Source organism: Pseudomonas sp. Z1-29 (assembly GCF_051131995.1).
Taxonomy (GTDB): Bacteria; Pseudomonadota; Gammaproteobacteria; order Pseudomonadales; family Pseudomonadaceae; genus Aquipseudomonas.
Genome location: NZ_CP071645.1, coordinates 3,605,090 through 3,620,519 on the forward strand (window position 1 = coordinate 3,605,090; position 15,430 = coordinate 3,620,519).

16 protein-coding genes, 1 tRNA gene and 1 pseudogene are annotated in these 15,430 nt (G+C 57.5%); 5 read left to right on the plus strand and 13 right to left on the minus strand.

The features are described 5' to 3' along the window. Window positions 1–47: 47 nt before the first annotated feature. Window positions 48–1,700: a RopAA-2 gene (locus tag J3P84_RS16160; protein ID WP_434624373.1), complete on the minus strand. Its 1,653-nt coding sequence runs from the start codon at window positions 1,698–1,700 to the stop codon at window positions 48–50. Between the two features lie 485 nt (window positions 1,701–2,185). On the opposite strand from J3P84_RS16160, the gene J3P84_RS16165 reads away from it, so the two are divergent. Both J3P84_RS16165 and J3P84_RS16170 read left to right on the plus strand, forming a co-directional pair. Beyond that, window positions 2,186–2,572 carry a MarR family winged helix-turn-helix transcriptional regulator gene (locus tag J3P84_RS16165; protein ID WP_434631370.1) on the plus strand — a complete coding sequence of 129 codons (387 nt, stop codon included), beginning with the start codon at window positions 2,186–2,188 and terminating at the stop codon, window positions 2,570–2,572. Window positions 2,573–2,575: 3 nt separating this feature from the next. Beyond that, a pseudogene (locus J3P84_RS16170) lies at window positions 2,576–2,743 on the plus strand (IS66 family transposase); the annotation flags it as partial. Here J3P84_RS16170 and J3P84_RS16175 read toward each other — a convergent pair. Together J3P84_RS16175 and J3P84_RS16180 are read right to left on the minus strand one after the other, a co-directional pair. Further along, window positions 2,728–3,078 (minus strand): aldo/keto reductase, encoded by a 351-nt coding sequence (locus J3P84_RS16175; RefSeq protein ID WP_434624375.1) that lies wholly within the window; start codon window positions 3,076–3,078, stop codon window positions 2,728–2,730. The pseudogene J3P84_RS16170 and the gene J3P84_RS16175 overlap by 16 nt on opposite strands. Beyond that, the gene (locus J3P84_RS16180) at window positions 3,078–3,674 is read right to left on the minus strand and encodes a flavodoxin family protein (RefSeq protein WP_434624377.1); all 597 of its coding nucleotides are present in this window, start codon (window positions 3,672–3,674) and stop codon (window positions 3,078–3,080) included. Before J3P84_RS16180 ends, J3P84_RS16175 begins: the two co-directional genes overlap by 1 nt. Before the next feature lie 114 nt (window positions 3,675–3,788). On the opposite strand from J3P84_RS16180, the gene J3P84_RS16185 reads away from it, so the two are divergent. After that, window positions 3,789–4,694, plus strand: coding sequence for a LysR family transcriptional regulator (locus tag J3P84_RS16185; RefSeq protein WP_434624379.1), 906 nt, complete (start codon window positions 3,789–3,791; stop codon window positions 4,692–4,694). On the opposite strand, the gene J3P84_RS16190 is transcribed toward J3P84_RS16185, so the two are convergent. Next, on the minus strand, window positions 4,651–5,196 hold the full coding sequence (locus J3P84_RS16190) for a YkgB family protein (protein ID WP_434624381.1): 546 nt from the start codon (window positions 5,194–5,196) through the stop codon (window positions 4,651–4,653). The genes J3P84_RS16185 and J3P84_RS16190 overlap by 44 nt on opposite strands. Before the next feature lie 222 nt (window positions 5,197–5,418). On the opposite strand from J3P84_RS16190, the gene J3P84_RS16195 reads away from it, so the two are divergent. Then, window positions 5,419–6,414, plus strand: a complete 996-nt coding sequence (locus J3P84_RS16195; RefSeq protein ID WP_434624383.1) for an MBL fold metallo-hydrolase — start codon at window positions 5,419–5,421, stop codon at window positions 6,412–6,414. A gap of 17 nt (window positions 6,415–6,431) precedes the next feature. On the opposite strand, the gene J3P84_RS16200 is transcribed toward J3P84_RS16195, so the two are convergent. From J3P84_RS16200 to J3P84_RS16225, 6 genes are all read right to left on the minus strand, one after another. Then, window positions 6,432–8,822, minus strand: a complete 2,391-nt coding sequence (locus J3P84_RS16200) for a TonB-dependent siderophore receptor (RefSeq protein WP_434624385.1) — start codon at window positions 8,820–8,822, stop codon at window positions 6,432–6,434. Window positions 8,823–8,941: 119 nt separating this feature from the next. Then, complete coding sequence (locus J3P84_RS16205) at window positions 8,942–9,922, minus strand: FecR domain-containing protein (protein ID WP_434624387.1); 981 nt, start codon at window positions 9,920–9,922, stop codon at window positions 8,942–8,944. Further along, window positions 9,909–10,424 (minus strand): sigma-70 family RNA polymerase sigma factor, encoded by a 516-nt coding sequence (locus J3P84_RS16210; protein ID WP_434605091.1) that lies wholly within the window; start codon window positions 10,422–10,424, stop codon window positions 9,909–9,911. The genes J3P84_RS16205 and J3P84_RS16210 overlap by 14 nt, the downstream gene beginning before the upstream one ends. 99 nt (window positions 10,425–10,523) lie before the next feature. Then, entirely contained in the window at window positions 10,524–11,756 is a 1,233-nt protein-coding gene (locus J3P84_RS16215; RefSeq protein WP_434624389.1) for an NADH:flavin oxidoreductase/NADH oxidase family protein, read from the minus strand. Window positions 11,757–11,862: 106 nt separating this feature from the next. Then, the gene (locus J3P84_RS16220) at window positions 11,863–12,342 is read right to left on the minus strand and encodes a MerR family transcriptional regulator (protein WP_434624391.1); all 480 of its coding nucleotides are present in this window, start codon (window positions 12,340–12,342) and stop codon (window positions 11,863–11,865) included. A 161-nt stretch (window positions 12,343–12,503) separates the two neighbouring features. After that, complete coding sequence (locus tag J3P84_RS16225; protein ID WP_434624393.1) at window positions 12,504–13,073, minus strand: carboxymuconolactone decarboxylase family protein; 570 nt, start codon at window positions 13,071–13,073, stop codon at window positions 12,504–12,506. A gap of 73 nt (window positions 13,074–13,146) precedes the next feature. Between J3P84_RS16225 and J3P84_RS16230 the strand changes: the two genes are divergently transcribed. Continuing rightward, complete coding sequence (locus J3P84_RS16230) at window positions 13,147–13,506, plus strand: winged helix-turn-helix transcriptional regulator (protein WP_434624395.1); 360 nt, start codon at window positions 13,147–13,149, stop codon at window positions 13,504–13,506. On the opposite strand, the gene J3P84_RS16235 is transcribed toward J3P84_RS16230, so the two are convergent. The 3 genes from J3P84_RS16235 to pgsA form a co-directional block, all read right to left on the minus strand. After that, complete coding sequence (locus J3P84_RS16235) at window positions 13,475–14,509, minus strand: aldo/keto reductase (RefSeq protein ID WP_434624397.1); 1,035 nt, start codon at window positions 14,507–14,509, stop codon at window positions 13,475–13,477. The genes J3P84_RS16230 and J3P84_RS16235 overlap by 32 nt on opposite strands. A 217-nt stretch (window positions 14,510–14,726) precedes the next feature. Next, a tRNA-Gly gene (locus J3P84_RS16240) sits at window positions 14,727–14,802 on the minus strand. A 63-nt stretch (window positions 14,803–14,865) separates the two neighbouring features. Then, window positions 14,866–15,426: a CDP-diacylglycerol--glycerol-3-phosphate 3-phosphatidyltransferase gene (gene pgsA, locus J3P84_RS16245; protein WP_030141409.1), complete on the minus strand. Its 561-nt coding sequence runs from the start codon at window positions 15,424–15,426 to the stop codon at window positions 14,866–14,868. Window positions 15,427–15,430: the final 4 nt, after the last annotated feature.

Below are 15,430 nucleotides of genomic sequence, written 5' to 3' on the forward strand. Positions count from 1 at the left end.
GATCCCTGGACATCAAGGAAACTGAAGTGAGCGACAAGGAAAGGCTGCTAGACGATATCTCCGTCATCCTGGGCAGTCGGACGCGCAGGTGCTGAGGAAGATGCCTGGACCTGCGTACCCGCGAGGGGCTGCATCGGTATGCTCTGACCCTGAGCGGCCTGGCTTTGAGGGGTGACCGCGGAGCGTTGCCTCAGGGCCCCAACGCTTTTATTCCAGGCTGACTGGGAGGTGGTGCCAATGGCGCTGGCAACGCTAGTGACTCCATCCCCTACCGCTTGAGCTGCATTTTTTGTGTGGTTGGTCGCTGACACAGCTGTCTCTTTGGCAAATCTGGCGCCGGTGAGCGATGTCTTGAGCGCAAGCTCACCGCCCTTGACCGCCACCCTGCCCGCCGCATCTGCGCCCCCTTCTACTGCTTTTGGTACATGGGCATCGACCACAGCGGTGGCTTTTTTCGGCACTGATCCACCTAGCGAAGCGCCAGCTGCCCAGAGCCCGAAAGCCAGGGTACCCAATACGTTTTTTACACCCTCCGAGGCTGCGGTAGCCGCCATTTTTCCCAGCTCCGTGGACTTTGCCAGGTTGGCTGTGGCGGTTGTAGCCGCGCCCATTGCAGAAAAACCGCCAATCAGCAGACCATTTCCTACGACACTGACCGGGTCTACTATCTCTTTCAAGGCATCGCCGCTGATGACCGCATTCAGCGCCGTCGCCGCGCCTTCACCCAGCCGCGCGGAGACCATCTTGACCAGGGCAGTGGCATCGAGATCCTTTAAAGTCTCGAAGTCATCCAGCCATTCGGTATCTTGATCAATAGGCTTATGAGCCTGCCCTTCCGGTACAGCATCTCGACGACCATAGAGCATTGCAGGGTCAGCCAAATGGTTACTGCGATCACGGCTCACGTTGTAATGCTCGATTGCAATACCCACGATGATAGCCGTGACCGGTCGTAGGGCGGGCTGCAGGATTGCATCCAGTTCCTCTCTGCCTGCAGCCGTCATGGCAAGCGTTGATGCGTACATTGCAGTGTTACGTACTGCAAACCCGGCAAGCCATTTATTAGCTTCGTCGAAAGCATTACGCAATGGACCTTTGTCCAACGCCAGCAGCTTGTCCGCCACCGATGCTTGGAGCGCCGGGTGCAGTGTATTGCTCTCGGGTTTAAGGTAATAACCAGGCTTGAAGCCCGCGATCGTCTTGTTACCGGCGGCATCCGCCATACCCGCATACAAGCATGACATAGCGTTCTCTATAGCCGCTTGGCGTACCGTATTGGCATGCTGGCCCGCTACCTGAAGGATCGACGGTTTGAAATTACCGGCCTCGGTCAGCGCCGCAAAGGGCGTCCCCCCCATCCCTGACTTTATGGACGCAAACAATCTGTCGGCCCTGGCTGCGTTTTTTTCCGCCTTCTCCATGTCATGGACGGTATAACCCCCGGCCTCCAGCCGTTGGGCACGGTCATCGCGAATGGCGTTCAGCTCCGCGTTGCGGGCGCTTGAAGCAGGGGCAGCGGGTTGATCGGAGTCAGCTTGTGTTTCAAGGTGAGCCTCGAAATGGTTATGAAGCCGCGTGCGCATTGCTACCCCGATATCGCCGAGGACCGGAGAGTGAGAGGCCCGCAGTGTTGTTTCCTGCTGTATCTCATCAGGTGCACGGGTCAGCCCGCGGCTTGCACCTACATTAATCGTATCCATGGCTTTGTCCTCTTGGCATCGGCAGATAGATGAATGCGAATGACCCCGGTATGAGCGGCGACATCCTCACACCTGAGTGGCCGTGCCGGAAGAAGCGTTCCAAGGATGTAATAAATTTGAAAAACCGACGGCCACAACTGAAAGGCTGACCGTTCTATTTTTTTCATCGTAGAAGGCGATGCGAAGGCCAGGCCGGTCCTTGGAAACAAGAATGTCGATGCGATAGCTAAAAGTCGCTGAGCAATGGAGCTACTGATAAGAAAGAACCCGTGGCTTTCCCCCAAGACGGGCCCTTCTCATCTGAAAATCTTGCATTCCATGCGCGATGCACACATATTTAGGCCATGAAAGATATGAAACTCGAAAACATAGTTGGGGCGCTGTCGCTGGCGATTTCTGACTCTATCCACCAAGGCACTCAAGACCAAGCTCCGGAAGTTGGTCCGGCAGCTGCGGCTATTGCCTTGCTCGGTCACGAGCCAGGCATGTCCATAGAGCGCTTGAGGCGAGCCTTGGGATTGTCTCATCCTGGAGCTGTGCGCCTGGTTGATAGGCTTGTCACCCAGGGTGTAGTGGAACGTAGACAAGCAGACGCTGATCGGCGTGCCGTTGCGCTCCACCTTACTACCGCAGGAAATGCGAACTGTGCTGCCGTGCTAGCGGTCCGCCATGAACGTATAGCTCGTGTATTGGAAGTGCTTGATCCGGATGAGCGCGAACTTCTCGGACGGATAACCGAAAAGCTACTCAACGGCCTGGTGAATGATCTCGATCAAGGCTATTCAGTGTGTAGACTGTGCGACCCTGCGTCTTGCACGAATTGTCCAGTCGCAGATGCGTTGAATGAAAATCCCTGCACTGGCCATCTCTAAGACTGGAAGGGCAAGTTGGTCTGTGATGATTCTGGTGGCTACAAAGCCAGCTTCGAACTCGGGGTGACCGACATCGGCTGTGTGGCCCATGCGCGGCGCAAGTTCTTCGAGTTGCACGCTGCCAACAAGAGCACGCTCGCCGAGCAGGCCTTGCGCTATATCCAAACAATTGGGCTGAAAACCAAAGCAGACCCTGGGTTCTTGGGCGCAAGAACTGGCATGCGCTCCGATTGACCGAAAGAATAAATATCGGCGGTGTCTATGAAGTTGATCCCTTGCGCCAGAGCGTGGGCGATCAACCTGTTGGCTTCGCCCTGTTCAACCGCGCCGATTGCAGCCCACATACCCGCGTTGGCATTACCACCGAGCGTCATCGTGCCCAGGCACAGCTCGGATACATACAGGCCCGTACGGCCAAGTCGCTTGTATTTCATGACTTCTCCTTCGAGATCGATGGATGAAAATGAGCACAGCAGCGGGCCAGTATCGTCGACGCGAGTGGACATCAGACAGACTGAGATTTACCGGCTCGGAACTGTCCGGCAATCAATGCGACGCGCGCGCCATACAGACGCGCGGTCTCCAGATCTCCCGATGACATCTCGTCAGGAGAGGCATCCGCCGGCGTCTGCGCCATAGGCGCGATATAAGAACCCATGCGGTTCAAATCGTCGCGTTTCGACGCCTTGACGTTCGCTGGTTTGATGTCCAGACCAACCCAGATCCCGGCGTGCTGCCCAGAGAGCAGGAAGAAATACTCAAGAGTATTGAGCTTGTCGCCGTTGATGCTCGCGCTATTGGTGAAGCCGCCAAAGATCTTGTTTTGCCATGCGCCTTCGAACCAGGGCTTGGAAGAGGCGTCCGCGAATTTCTTGAACTGCCAGCTAGGGCCGCCCATGTACGTAGGCGAACCGAAGACGATTGCGTCTGCGTCTGCGAGTGTTTGCCAGGCATCCTCGGGAATATTGCCCTCGGGGTCGATTGCAACCAATACAGAGTCGGTGCCAGCGCCTTCAGCGACGGCAGCTGCCATTCGTACGGTGTGGCCATAGCCTGAGTGATAAATGATGACCGTTCGGATTGGCGTGGAAGTTGAGTTCATGAGTGCTCCCTTACAAGTTCTGGAGTTGTGGACAACCTGAGAGTTACTCTACTGAGTCAAAAATGAGTTATAAATCACCCAAATCCGAACGCACTGTTATCCAATCGGTGAACAATGCCCAATCTTCAGGCACTTTTGATTTTTGCCCGCGTTGCGGAAATGATGAGTTTCACGCGTGCCGCTGAAAGCTTGGGAATCCAGAAGGGACGGGTGTCGACGGTGATTCGTGAGCTGGAACGGGACATGGGCGCGACCCTCCTGCACAGAACAACACGCAGCGTGCAATTGACCGAAGACGGTCGTAGTTTTTATGCCCGTGCGCGTGACCTGCTGGCCGAAGCTCAGGACGTGCAGTCCATGTTCGCGAACAACGGCGCCCCCCTGAGGGGGAGATTGCGCGTAGATATGCCGACTGAGTTGGCAAAGACCGTCGTGATTCCCGCTCTACCGCAACTACTCAAGGCCAATCCTGAGTTGGAGCTGGAACTATCCAGCACGGATCGCCGTGTCGATCTGGTTCAAGAAGGGTTTGATTGCGTGATTCGTCTCGGGCCGATCATGGACGACAGACTGATCGCCCGCTCGCTCGGCAAACTGCGCATGATGAACGTGGCGAGTCCAGGCTATCTGGCAAAGTACGGCATACCGCAAACACTCGACGACCTCCTCATCCAGGGTCACCAGATGGTTCACTACACGCCGACACTCGGCGCCCGACTCGCTGGTTGGGAATATCCGGAGGGAGACAGCTACGCATCACTTGCATTGCCAGGGGCGATGCAAGTGAATAACGTGCAGACCTATCATGCTGCGGGCCTGGCGGGGATTGGACTGATTCAGGCCGGCTATTTGGCCCTTGCGCACCACATCAAAAGCGGCGATCTGGTGGAAATTCTGCCGGATCTACGACCAGAGCCGCTGTCGGCGTCGCTCGTAGTCGCGCATCGGCGCAACCTTTCCCAACGCGTCCGGGCCTTCATGACTTGGATTGAGAGTGTTTTGGAACCCTATTTTGATTAGCCGCTAGAGTGGGCAACATACGCTGCAGCCCCTCGGTGAGGATCACCAGGCTCACCCCTAACAACGCAACGTCTTTTATCAGGAACGTGCCCAGGAAGTTCAGCCATGGAAAACCTCCCGATCCGGCCTCCCATATCGGCAATACCAACATCATGGAAATGGTCGTAAAGAAGGTCAGCGATGCTAACAACCCACCTGCGATAGCTGCTCGAGCAGACCAGGGTGAAGCGATGAGCAGCAGTGCAGTCAGTATCTCGACTACACCCAATAAGTACGAGGTACCGGCTTCGCCAAGAACTGGATAAAGCCAGGCCAGCCATGGGGTGCCACTGATCAGGGGTATGAGTACCTGCACCTCGATCTGCGTGAACTTGAGTAGACCAATCATTAGCAGGGGAAGAACAACGCCGGACAAGACAATTGCCCGATTTACGTTCTCGACTCTCGAAATACTGGAAGTGAGAGCAGTCTGGCTGCTGGTGACGCTCGTGATGTGCTGCATGGGATTCTCCGATTGCCGATATGTGCTCGAAGCATATATCAGCGATTGGCAAAATGCATGCGTCACGCATATAATATTTCGCTATGAAGCCTAAGCATGTCGTAGATACAGCCGGTACTGGCTATTGAGCGGCTAAGGCGTACGAGGTGTCTCACACTGAACGCGCTTTATCTACCTTTATCCCAGCGATCACCGATGGTCACACTCACAAAGGTACTCATCATGCATAACCACGAGCGGTTCCATCTTGCGGCCCTACTGACAGCCGCCCTAGTCACGGGTGCAACCTACTCACCGTCGCCCACCGCCGCGCAAGCGTCACAGACGTCGACCGCAACGACGGCACCGCCCCATAAACCTGCACTCGCAGGCATCTACGCCTTCGCTCTGGGCAAGTTCCGCATCACCGCACTGAGCGACGGGACGCTGCCCCTCGATCTACATCCGCTGCTTAGAGGCATCAGTCCAAAGCAGATCGACGCAATGCTGCAACGCGGATTTGCTCGCAACCCGCTGGAGACGTCTATCAATGCCTACCTCGTCGATACTGGCTCACATCTAGTACTGATCGATACCGGTGCCGGTGAATTGTTTGGTAACGTTGGCGGCAAGCTACCCGAAAGCCTGGCGGCTGCGGGCTACCAGCCGGCACAGATCACCGATGTGCTGATTACCCACATCCATACCGATCATTCCGGTGGCCTGACACGCGGCGGCCAGATGATGTTTCCCAATGCGACCATCCACGTCGGCCAGGCCGACGTCGACTTCTTCCTGGACCGCGCCAACCTGGACAAGGGGTTAACGCCGGCTTATCTGGAGCAAGCGCTGAATACGGTTGGCCCGTACCAGCGCGAAGGCAAGCTGAAGCCATTCGCAGCCGAATCCGAAATCCTCCCGGGTATCACCGCCATTCCCACGCCGGGACATACGCCGGGCCACAGCTTTTTTCGGGTCACAAGCGAAGGCGAGAGCATCGATTTCTGGGGCGACATCATGCATGTCGGCCTCATCCAGTTCTCGCGGCCGGAGGTGACAATAACCTTCGACGTCAATCAGAACGCCGCTCGCGCCCAGCGATTACGACAATTCGAGGCTGCCGCGAGTGAGCAACGGTTGTCAGCAGTCGCTCACTTGCCATTTCCGGGCATAGGCCACATCAGGCGCGAAGCCGGCAGGTATGAGTGGGTACCCGTCCAATACCGCAATCGCGACTGAAGGCCTTACACGCCTGCTTACCAGTTGTAACTCACTTTGGCGGTAATCTCGCGACCCGGGTTGTAGAAGTTCGCTGTGCCGGAACCGACCACGTGCTGCTCATCCAGCAGGTTGCTGACGTTCACCGCAAGGTCGGTGCCCTTGGCGATCTCGTAGTTGAAGGCGGCGTCGAACAGTGTGGTGCCATCGCTTTTGCCGGAGTTGGCTGCATCGAAGTAATAAGAGCCGACGTAGCGCGCACCCAAGCCAACGCTGACATCAGTACCGGGCACGTCGTAATAACTCCAGAGCGAAGCGGAATGCTTGGGCGCCGTGGAGAACTCATTACCTTTCAGGGAGCTGCCGTCGTACAACGAACCGCGCAGTACCTCGGACTCCATATAGGAATAGCCGCCTATCAGGCTGATGTTCTGCGTCACCTGCGCCTTGGCCTCCAGGTCGAGGCCACGCGCCCGCGATTCGCCCACCGTCTGTTGCTCGATGATGCCGCTCGGCAGCACCACGGCGATGGTGACGTTTTCCTGGGTCAAGTCATAAACGGCTGCGGAGAACAGTGCGTCCATCCCCATCGGCGCATACTTCACGCCCACTTCGTACTGCCTGCCCGTCTGCGGTGTTACGCCAACCTGAGGCGGCGAGACGGATTCCACCATACTCACATAGGTGGACACCTCGTCGTTGACGATATAAGTCAACGCACCTCGGTAGGAGGTTTCGGAGAAGTTGTCCTTCTCAGTGGATTGCAAGCCTTTGCTGGTAAGGTCCATCGAGTCGTTGCGCATACCCGCAGTGACGATGAAACGCTCGTAGAACGACAGGTTCTGCTGAAGGAAAACAGCCTTGGTGGTCGCGTCTCGCTTGTTGACGGCATACGGCGTGATTGAGCCTGGGACGCCCGTAAACACGGGATTTTTAATGTCAATCGGGGTCGTCATGGCGTAGACCGAGCTTTCCTTGGTGGTCGAGTCGAGGTACTCCACGCCCACCAGGCTGCTGCTGTCGATGTTCTCGAAGCGGGCATCGTATTGCAGCATCAGATTGCCGTTGAACTGGTCGGCCTCAGTGTCCGTTCCAAACAGATACCGGTCAACGGTGGTACCGACACGTCCGGCGCTGTCGCTGAGGTAAACGTAGCCGAAGTCATCGGTCAATTTGCTGTAACGCAGATTGCTGCGCAGTACAAAGCCGTTGTCGAAGTCATGGGTGACGTTACCGCTGAGGCTGGTGCGCTCGACATCGTGGAAGTTGTAGCTGGGCTCTCCATAAAACTTGCTGCGGTCGTACTCTTTGTCCAGCGGATAGCCGCCACTGTTGGGCGAACTTTCAGTTTTCAGATAGTCCAGAATCACGGTGGCTGACGTGTAATCCGTGGGTGCCCAGGTGAGGCCACCCATCACCAACCGGTTGTCGTCCTGTGAGTGGTCGTATTCGCGGTCGCTGTTCTGGCCTTTGGCAGTAAAGCGGCCAGCCACGGTTTTCTCGTCGTTCAGCGCATCCCCCACATCGATGCCTGTCTCCACATGGTCAAACGAACCGTAGGTCACATAGCCTTGGCCAAACTGTTCGAAGCGCGGCTGTTTGGTCACGAAATTCACCGAACCGCCCGGGTCCGCTGGGCCAAACAGCGTGGAGTTGGCGCCACGCAGAATCTCTATGCGTTCATAAGCGAACGGATCTTCGCGTACGCCGCGCATCGAACTCAGGGTCAAGCCGTCACGGTAGGTGGTGGCCTGGAAGCCCCGGATCTGGAAATAGTCGTTGCGGTCATCCGTACCATAGAAATCACTGATCACGCCCGGCGTGTATTGCAGCGCCTCTTCCGTGGTGCTGACGCTGCGTTGTTCCATTTCCTTGTTGGTAACAACCGACACCGATGCCGGCGTATTGAGAATGCTGGTTGCCACCTTGCCGCCAACCCAGAGCTCCTTGGCAACTACCGAGTTGGCGTCGTCGTCGGCACTGACCCTGACCTTGGCATTGATGATGAGGGGTGCAAGGCGGTATTCCTCGACGTCCGTTGCGTCGAGCTCCAGCGGGCCGGCGGGCTTTGGTTGAGGGAGCAGTAGATAGGCATTCGGGCCCTGCTGTTCGATTTGCAATTCACTCCCCTGCAGCAACGATGACAGCGCTGCCGACGTATCGAGCGTGCCATCCACGCCAGCAGTGGTGCGGTTCGCGACACTCGACGCGTCGAATGAAAGACTGATGCCAGCCTCGCGCGCAAAGCGGTCAAGCGCCGGCGCCAGTGGGCCGGCAGCGATGTTCCACTGCTTGACTGGGTTGCTGTGGTCAGCGCTCGATGTTTGCGCCAGCGATGGCAATGCATAGCTGCTTACGATCAAACCCAAAATCGCAGCGTGCAAGGCACGATTTAATGGATGGCGCTGTGAAACAGGGGACGAACTCATTTTCTCGCTCCAAGAAAGGACATCGGCAGGCTGGCCTGTATTCCGGCCTTCCTTAGAGGTCGAACGAGAATGAGAAGCTACCTCATTATTTTTCAGCTAGCACAACTTTTTTGATGGGCTCAGGTGGCAGCGGTCACGGTGACCCAATAACGGGTTCGATAATCAATGTTCAAGTGCAGTGACTGCGCGACCAATGCCAGGACCTGATCGTTGTCGGCGAGCTGGAAGGTGCCGGAAACGCGACGATCAGCAACCTCTTCGGCGCACCGCAGTACCCCAGGGCGATAACGCGACAACTCCACGATGAAATCATTGAGGCGCATATTGCGCGCACTGATCACCCCGTCCCCCCAGCTCCATAGATCCAGGCCGTTGTCCCTGAACATTCGGGTGCCACTTGATGAGAACAGCAGCTGGCTTCCTGCCTGGACGCTGCGGCTCGCAGGAGTTTGACTGGAGCCGGGGAAAACCGTGACTGACCCTTCCTGAGCCGCGACCAGAGTGCCATCATCCAGCTCCCGTGCCAGGAAGCGGGAACTCTGAGCGCGCATGATCCCGTCACGTGATTGCACCCAGAACGGTCGCGCTCGAGGCGAGTGTTGATCCGCGCCGACATTCACGATGATTTCACCACGCCGCAGGATTATCAGGCGGCGCTGGGCGTCGAAATCGCTGTCGACGGCGCTATCGCTATTAAGCTGGATAAGGCTGCCATCATCGAGTTGGAAGCGTCGTTGCTCGCCGGTACTGCTGCGCTGCTGCGCAAGCATGGCAGGTACGGGCGTATAGTCCCGGCCGAGCCAGGCTGCGGTGCTAACAGTAGCCAATAGGCCCAGTAGCTTCAGGCTTTCCCGCCGCCGCATTCCATGATGGGTACCCTCAAGGGTTTGTCGGGCCAATTGAGCTGGCACGCCCGCAAATTCATCCCCAAGCGTTTCCACACGCTGCCACGCCAACACATGCTCCGGGCACTGCTGCAGCCAGTGCTCGAAAGTGCGCTGTGTTTGTTCATCAGCTTGATTGAAGCGAAGGCGCACCAGCCATTGGATCGCCTGCTCGACAATGGCCGGATCGAGCGCCTGCGGCTCATGCCTCGACATAACGCAAGCGATAGCAGTGCTGCAGGGCCGTGGCCAGGTCGCGTTCCACCGTCGCACGGGAAACCCCCAGCTTTTCGGCTATTTGCGCGCAGGTCAGACCGTCGAGTCGGGCAAATAAAAATGCCTGGCGAACTCTGGGTTTCAGCATACCGAGCATGCGGTCTATGCGCTCGAGCGCATCGAGAATCAACAGCCGGCTTTCTTCCGAGGGGACCTCGTGCTGAGGCAGCAACGTGACGCTTTCCAGGTAGGCACGTTCGAGTTCACGACGACGATACTGATCGATCATCAGTCCGCGGGCGATACTGCTCAAATAGGCGCGTGGTTCGCGCAAGGGGCTGGACTGACGGGATTTAAGCAGACGTACGAAGGTGTCCTGCGCCAAATCTGCTGCGTTATCGCGACATCCGATGCGTCGGACAAGCCAGCCGTGTAACCACGAGTGGTGGGTTCGATAGAGCAGCCCTAGATCTGCATTACCTAGCGTTTCATCGCTGCGCATCGGAATCCCGGCAAGTACATGATTGATAATTAATCGCATTCTACTCACGCGATAGGCCTTAGGCAAACTTGGCTCATCAAGCCTTTAACAAACATCAACTCACATCGAACGCTTCTCCACCCAACGCCGATACTGACGCGTGCGAAATGCCAGGGCGAGCTGCTGCAGGATCAGCGCACGAAACGGCGACACGCTCGGATCGGGCTGTTTGGCCCGACTCAGTTTGTGCAATTGAAACTTCACCACCGCCATGTTCGCCAAGGCCGCAAGGGTCTTGTTTTTCCAAGTGATCGGCGGCAATTGCGGGGCGTTGTCTTTGCCCTGCAGCCAGTCACGCGGCAGGTAAGGATCAATGGCCAACGCCGTACCGATGCCCACCATGTCCACACCGCTTTGCACGACGCTTTCGGCAACCGGACGTCGACGTATGCCACCGGTGACCATCACCGGCATTTTGGCGACGGTCTGGATCTCACGGGCAAACTCGAGAAAATAAGCCTCGCGGGCCAAGGTACGCCCATCACGCGCCTCACCCTGCATGGCGGGGACTTCGTAACTGCCGCCAGATAATTCCACCAGGTCCACCCCCAGGTCGTTGAGCAGCCCAACCACTCTTTTGGCGTCATCGGCCGTGAACCCTCCGCGCTGGAAATCGGCGGAATTGAGTTTGACTGCTACTGCGAATCCCGCCGAAACCACAGCCCTGACCGCCTTGACGACTTCGAGTAACAACCGCGCCCGGTTTTCCAGAGAGCCGCCCCACTCGTCCGTCCTTTGATTGGTCAGCGGCGAAAGGAACTGACTCAACAAATAACCATGGGCGGCGTGGATTTCCACGCCGGTGAATCCGGCTTGTTCGCCAAGGCGTGCAGTGTTCGCGAAGCGCTGGATGACCTCTTCAATCAAACCAGGGGGCATGGCGTGAGGCGTGGCGAAACGCTTGGACATGTTGCCCAGTGCCAACGGCACAGCTGACGGCGCCCAGGTTTTTTGCCCAAGGTTGGCCTGCATCTGTCGACCTGGGTGGTTGATCTGCAACCAGAACTGCGCACCGCCGGATCGGCCAATACGCGCCCAGTGCTTGAACTTGTCCAGCGGCTGATCATCCTGCAACACCACGCCACCCGGTCCGGTCATGGCGCGGCCGTCAACCATCACGTTGCCGGTGATGAGCAGGCCGGCACCGCCGTCGGCCCACGCCTGGTAAAGACGCATCAGTTCCTCGGAGGGCGCCTGGTCGGCGTCCGCCATGTTTTCTTCCATGGCGGCTTTGGCGATTCGGTTCTTGATGGTCGAACCGTTGGGGAGCATCAGGGTGTCGAACACATTCATGGAGCGGTCCTCAGCTGGGTATGAGGCACCTTAAGATTGAAGTCGACTTTAAGGTCAATCGCTTTTTTTTTGCGTGCTTTTGACGGGATCGAAATTTTTACGCCCGTCAGGCCCCGGAAGCCTGACGGGTATTTTTTCTCTTGGAGGACGCTGTCGCACGCTTGCCTGCTGAATAGACAACGCCTTCTTCGCGCAGTCGATTGATCAGCAACTGCGCGTTGTCCGCACACGCCATGCCTTCGGGCTTACCCTCGATGCCCTTGATGACGAGCAAAAGTTGCGCCTTGTTCTGGGCCAGCCGTTGCTGCAGTACGCCGATCTCCTCAACCTTCTGCTTGAGTCCACTGAGCAACTCGTCGTGTTGCCAACCGCCGGCATTCATCGGCATCAGTTGGCGGATTTCCTCCAATGAGAAACCGGCCGCCTGTGCGCCGGTAATGAGCTCCAGAACCCACTCGGTATCAGGTGCGTAATCCCGATAGCCATTGGCTTTGCGGCCGACGGACTTGATCAGACCGCTGGCTTCGTAGAACCGGATGCGTGACGGCGCCAACCCGCTTATTTTCGCCAGTTCGCCTATTCTCATAACACCCCCTGAAAAATCCGTTGCCCTTGAAGTCGACTTTAAGCCTAAAGCCAACCTCAAGGTCAAGCCGCTGCGATGCGAGGTATGCAAACTGCCCCACCGCTATCGCGAGCGCTCCCACAGGGGTGCGTCAGTGACCGAAAAACTTCGACCAGAAGCAATCAATGCCCAGCTGTCTCACCTTTGCGATATTCGCTGAAGCTCGCTGCATTTTGCTCCAGCGGCAATGCGAGGCCATTCGCAATGTAGGAAACCGTACGGTAAAAGCCCGCGAGCATCAGAACCTCCAGGATCTGATCGTCGTCGAAGTGTTTTCTGAGGTTAAAGAACGCTTCATCGCTTAAAGTCGCTCGATCATGAAGCGCATCGACCGCGGTCAGTAGCGCGGTTTCTTCCTCCTTCCACTGCCCGGGGCGAAGCGGATATTCCAACGTGCCGGCAAGCTCTTCCTTGGAGAGCCCGGCGGCCTGCGCGAAGGCCATCACATGCACCCCCCACTCGTACTCACACCCTGTGCGAGCACACACCCTATCGATGACCAGTTCTCTCTGGCGAAGTGTCAGCAACGCGCCATCCAGCAACGAACCTGCCTTGAATTTCCGCCATGCGCGATCGCTGCTTGCGATGGTCGAGAAAAGAGCGAGTGGCGGTACTCCTACGCCCATTATCTTGTCGAAATCCGCCCTGACGTCGGCTGGGTAGGGTTCATTGAGTGCTTTGATTCGTGGCATCGCGTATCCTCCGCTATTAAATATGTAGCAAGGATAGTCGCTACTGAATGTGTAGCAAGCAAAGGCGATAACGATGAGTGATGATCAGGGGTGCGTTTCATCAATACTCAGGGCACGCCGGCCAATCATGGCGCTCCTGGACTTGCTCGGACAAAAATGGGCGCTGAGGGTCCTGTGGGAACTGCGCCATGGCGCGATGAGTTCCAGGGCCCTGAGAAGTGCGGCGGGAGACATCTCTCCCACCGTGCTGCAAAGCAGAATCCACGAGCTGCGCGACGCGGGCATTGTCGAGCGAGTCGACGGCGGCTACAGCCTCACGCCACTTGGCTTGGAGCTATCGGAAGCATTCATGCCCCTCTACCGGTTTGCGGGCAAATGGGTGGACTGCCTGGAAACTCGACTCATCGAACAACCCGGTTCGTTGCATCAATGAGCTCTGCCTTACCGCCAGCAAGCGAAGGCGCTGAAGCAGCCACCTTATCGTGCGGGAATCCAAGGGGCATGGCGCTGGCAGCGTCCAGTTGTGCCAGTTGATCCGCCGTCAGCTGAACCTCGACTGACGCCAGGTTATCGGCCATCTGCTCCGGCGTGCGTGGACCAATGATTGGCAGTGTTCCCTTGGCCAGCACCCAGGCGATTGCGATCTGACCCGGTGTGTGGCCGGTCTCTTCGGCGATCGCTAACACGGCATCAACCGTCGAGGTCTTGCGCTCGCTGTCCTCATCGTGGATCACCGCCCCCAAACCCTGGGCGCGACCTGTTTCTCCTTTGCGGTATTTACCGGTCAGCAAACCACCGCCTAGCGGCGACCATCCGACGGTTCCGAGATTGAATGCCGCGGCCATCGGCAGGAGTTCGCGTTCGGCCGAGCGCTCCACCAGGCTGTGCTCCAATTGCAACGCCGATATCGCCGACCAGCCTCGAAGATCGGCCAGGGTGGCGGCCGTTGCCACACGCCAAGCCGGGAAGTTCGACAGTCCGCTGTAGAGCACTTTGCCAGAGCGGATCAGGTCGTCCAGCCCCCGCACAATTTCGTCGATAGGCGTTACGCCATCGGGCATGTGCACCCACAAAAGATCAATGTGATCCGTCTTGAGGCGCTTAAGGCTGGCTTCCACCGAGCTGCGCATGGCTTTGCGGCTGTTACCGGCGCGCAGGACGCCGGCACCGGGTGAATCACCCAGCGAGAATTTGGTCGCCAGCACCACTTCATCGCGCTCGGTCGCCGTGAAATCGCCGAGCATGGATTCCGATTGGCCAAATTGGTATTGATCGGCCGTATCGATGAAATTGCCCCCAGCTTCACGGTAACCGTCGTAGATTTTACGGGCCTCGTCCACCTCGGCCCCGTAACCCCATCCTTTACCGAAATTGCCAGTACCCAGCGCGAGCGAAGAGACCCGCAGGCCGGTATTGCCGAAAATGCGATATCGCATGGCGGACTCCTTCAAGGCAGGAGGCTTCGGCGACCTGCGCTGGGTTGAGAGTGAATGAGTGCGCATGGAGTCTAGACGGCTTATTGAGGACTTGCTGCGATGGGCTGGCTATTGGTAGTGAATGGCTACAATCGGCCAAAAGCAGCCAGTCGACATGAATGCCGGCATTTCTCAGGCACAAAAAAAACCACTCATCTGAGTGGCTTTTTCTGAATCTTGGAGCGGGAAACGAGACTCGAACTCGCGACCCCGACCTTGGCAAGGTCGTGCTCTACCAACTGAGCTATTCCCGCGTCTTGGTGTGGCGCATTCTATAGATTCATAACACGCCGTCAACCCTTTGATTCAAAAAAGTTTTATTTCGGATCAACGTCAGTCCGCAGGTGCGGCCAGGCGGCGCGCAGGTATTGGACCATCGACCACAATGTCAGGCCTGCGGACACCAGCAGCAATGCGTAACCCAACAGCACCCAGAAGCTGAAGTCCGAGGGGTTCGCCAGCAGGATAACCAACGCCAGCATCTGGGCGGCGGTTTTCCATTTGCCCAGGTTCGATACCGCGACCTGGGCACGGGCGCCCAGTTCGGCCATCCATTCGCGGAGGGCCGATACGACTATTTCGCGTCCGATGATCACCGCCGCCGGCAAGGTCAGCCAGAGGTTGCCGTGTTCCTGCACCAGCAGCACCAGCGCCACCGCGACCATCAGCTTGTCGGCCACCGGATCGAGGAACGCGCCGAACGGCGTGCTCTGCTCCAGGCGGCGGGCCAGGTAGCCGTCGAGCCAGTCTGTTGCGGCGGCGAAGGCGAAGACCGAGGCGGAAGCCACGTAGCTCCAGTGGTACGGCAAATAGAACAGCAATATGAAGATCGGGATGAGCAGGACGCGTAGAACGGTAATCAGGTTTGGGATATTCATCGGC

Excerpts from the sequence above, each read along its gene's own strand:
- J3P84_RS16235 (WP_434624397.1), bottom strand. The coding sequence starts at position 14,509 with ATGCGATATCGCATTTTCGGCAATACCGGCCTGCGGGTCTCTTCGCTC.
- J3P84_RS16190 (WP_434624381.1), bottom strand. The coding sequence starts at position 5,196 with ATGCAGCACATCACGAGCGTCACCAGCAGCCAGACTGCTCTCACTTCC.
- J3P84_RS16175 (WP_434624375.1), bottom strand. The coding sequence starts at position 3,078 with ATGTCCACTCGCGTCGACGATACTGGCCCGCTGCTGTGCTCATTTTCA.
- J3P84_RS16230 (WP_434624395.1), top strand. The coding sequence starts at position 13,147 with ATGAGTGATGATCAGGGGTGCGTTTCATCAATACTCAGGGCACGCCGG.
- J3P84_RS16160 (WP_434624373.1), bottom strand. The coding sequence starts at position 1,700 with ATGGATACGATTAATGTAGGTGCAAGCCGCGGGCTGACCCGTGCACCT.
- J3P84_RS16225 (WP_434624393.1), bottom strand. The coding sequence starts at position 13,073 with ATGCCACGAATCAAAGCACTCAATGAACCCTACCCAGCCGACGTCAGG.
- J3P84_RS16165 (WP_434631370.1), top strand. The coding sequence starts at position 2,186 with ATGTCCATAGAGCGCTTGAGGCGAGCCTTGGGATTGTCTCATCCTGGA.
- J3P84_RS16220 (WP_434624391.1), bottom strand. The coding sequence starts at position 12,342 with ATGAGAATAGGCGAACTGGCGAAAATAAGCGGGTTGGCGCCGTCACGC.
- J3P84_RS16200 (WP_434624385.1), bottom strand. The coding sequence starts at position 8,822 with ATGAGTTCGTCCCCTGTTTCACAGCGCCATCCATTAAATCGTGCCTTG.
- J3P84_RS16210 (WP_434605091.1), bottom strand. The coding sequence starts at position 10,424 with ATGCGCAGCGATGAAACGCTAGGTAATGCAGATCTAGGGCTGCTCTAT.
- pgsA (WP_030141409.1), bottom strand. The coding sequence starts at position 15,426 with ATGAATATCCCAAACCTGATTACCGTTCTACGCGTCCTGCTCATCCCG.
- J3P84_RS16215 (WP_434624389.1), bottom strand. The coding sequence starts at position 11,756 with ATGAATGTGTTCGACACCCTGATGCTCCCCAACGGTTCGACCATCAAG.
- J3P84_RS16205 (WP_434624387.1), bottom strand. The coding sequence starts at position 9,922 with ATGTCGAGGCATGAGCCGCAGGCGCTCGATCCGGCCATTGTCGAGCAG.
- J3P84_RS16185 (WP_434624379.1), top strand. The coding sequence starts at position 3,789 with ATGCCCAATCTTCAGGCACTTTTGATTTTTGCCCGCGTTGCGGAAATG.
- J3P84_RS16180 (WP_434624377.1), bottom strand. The coding sequence starts at position 3,674 with ATGAACTCAACTTCCACGCCAATCCGAACGGTCATCATTTATCACTCA.
- J3P84_RS16195 (WP_434624383.1), top strand. The coding sequence starts at position 5,419 with ATGCATAACCACGAGCGGTTCCATCTTGCGGCCCTACTGACAGCCGCC.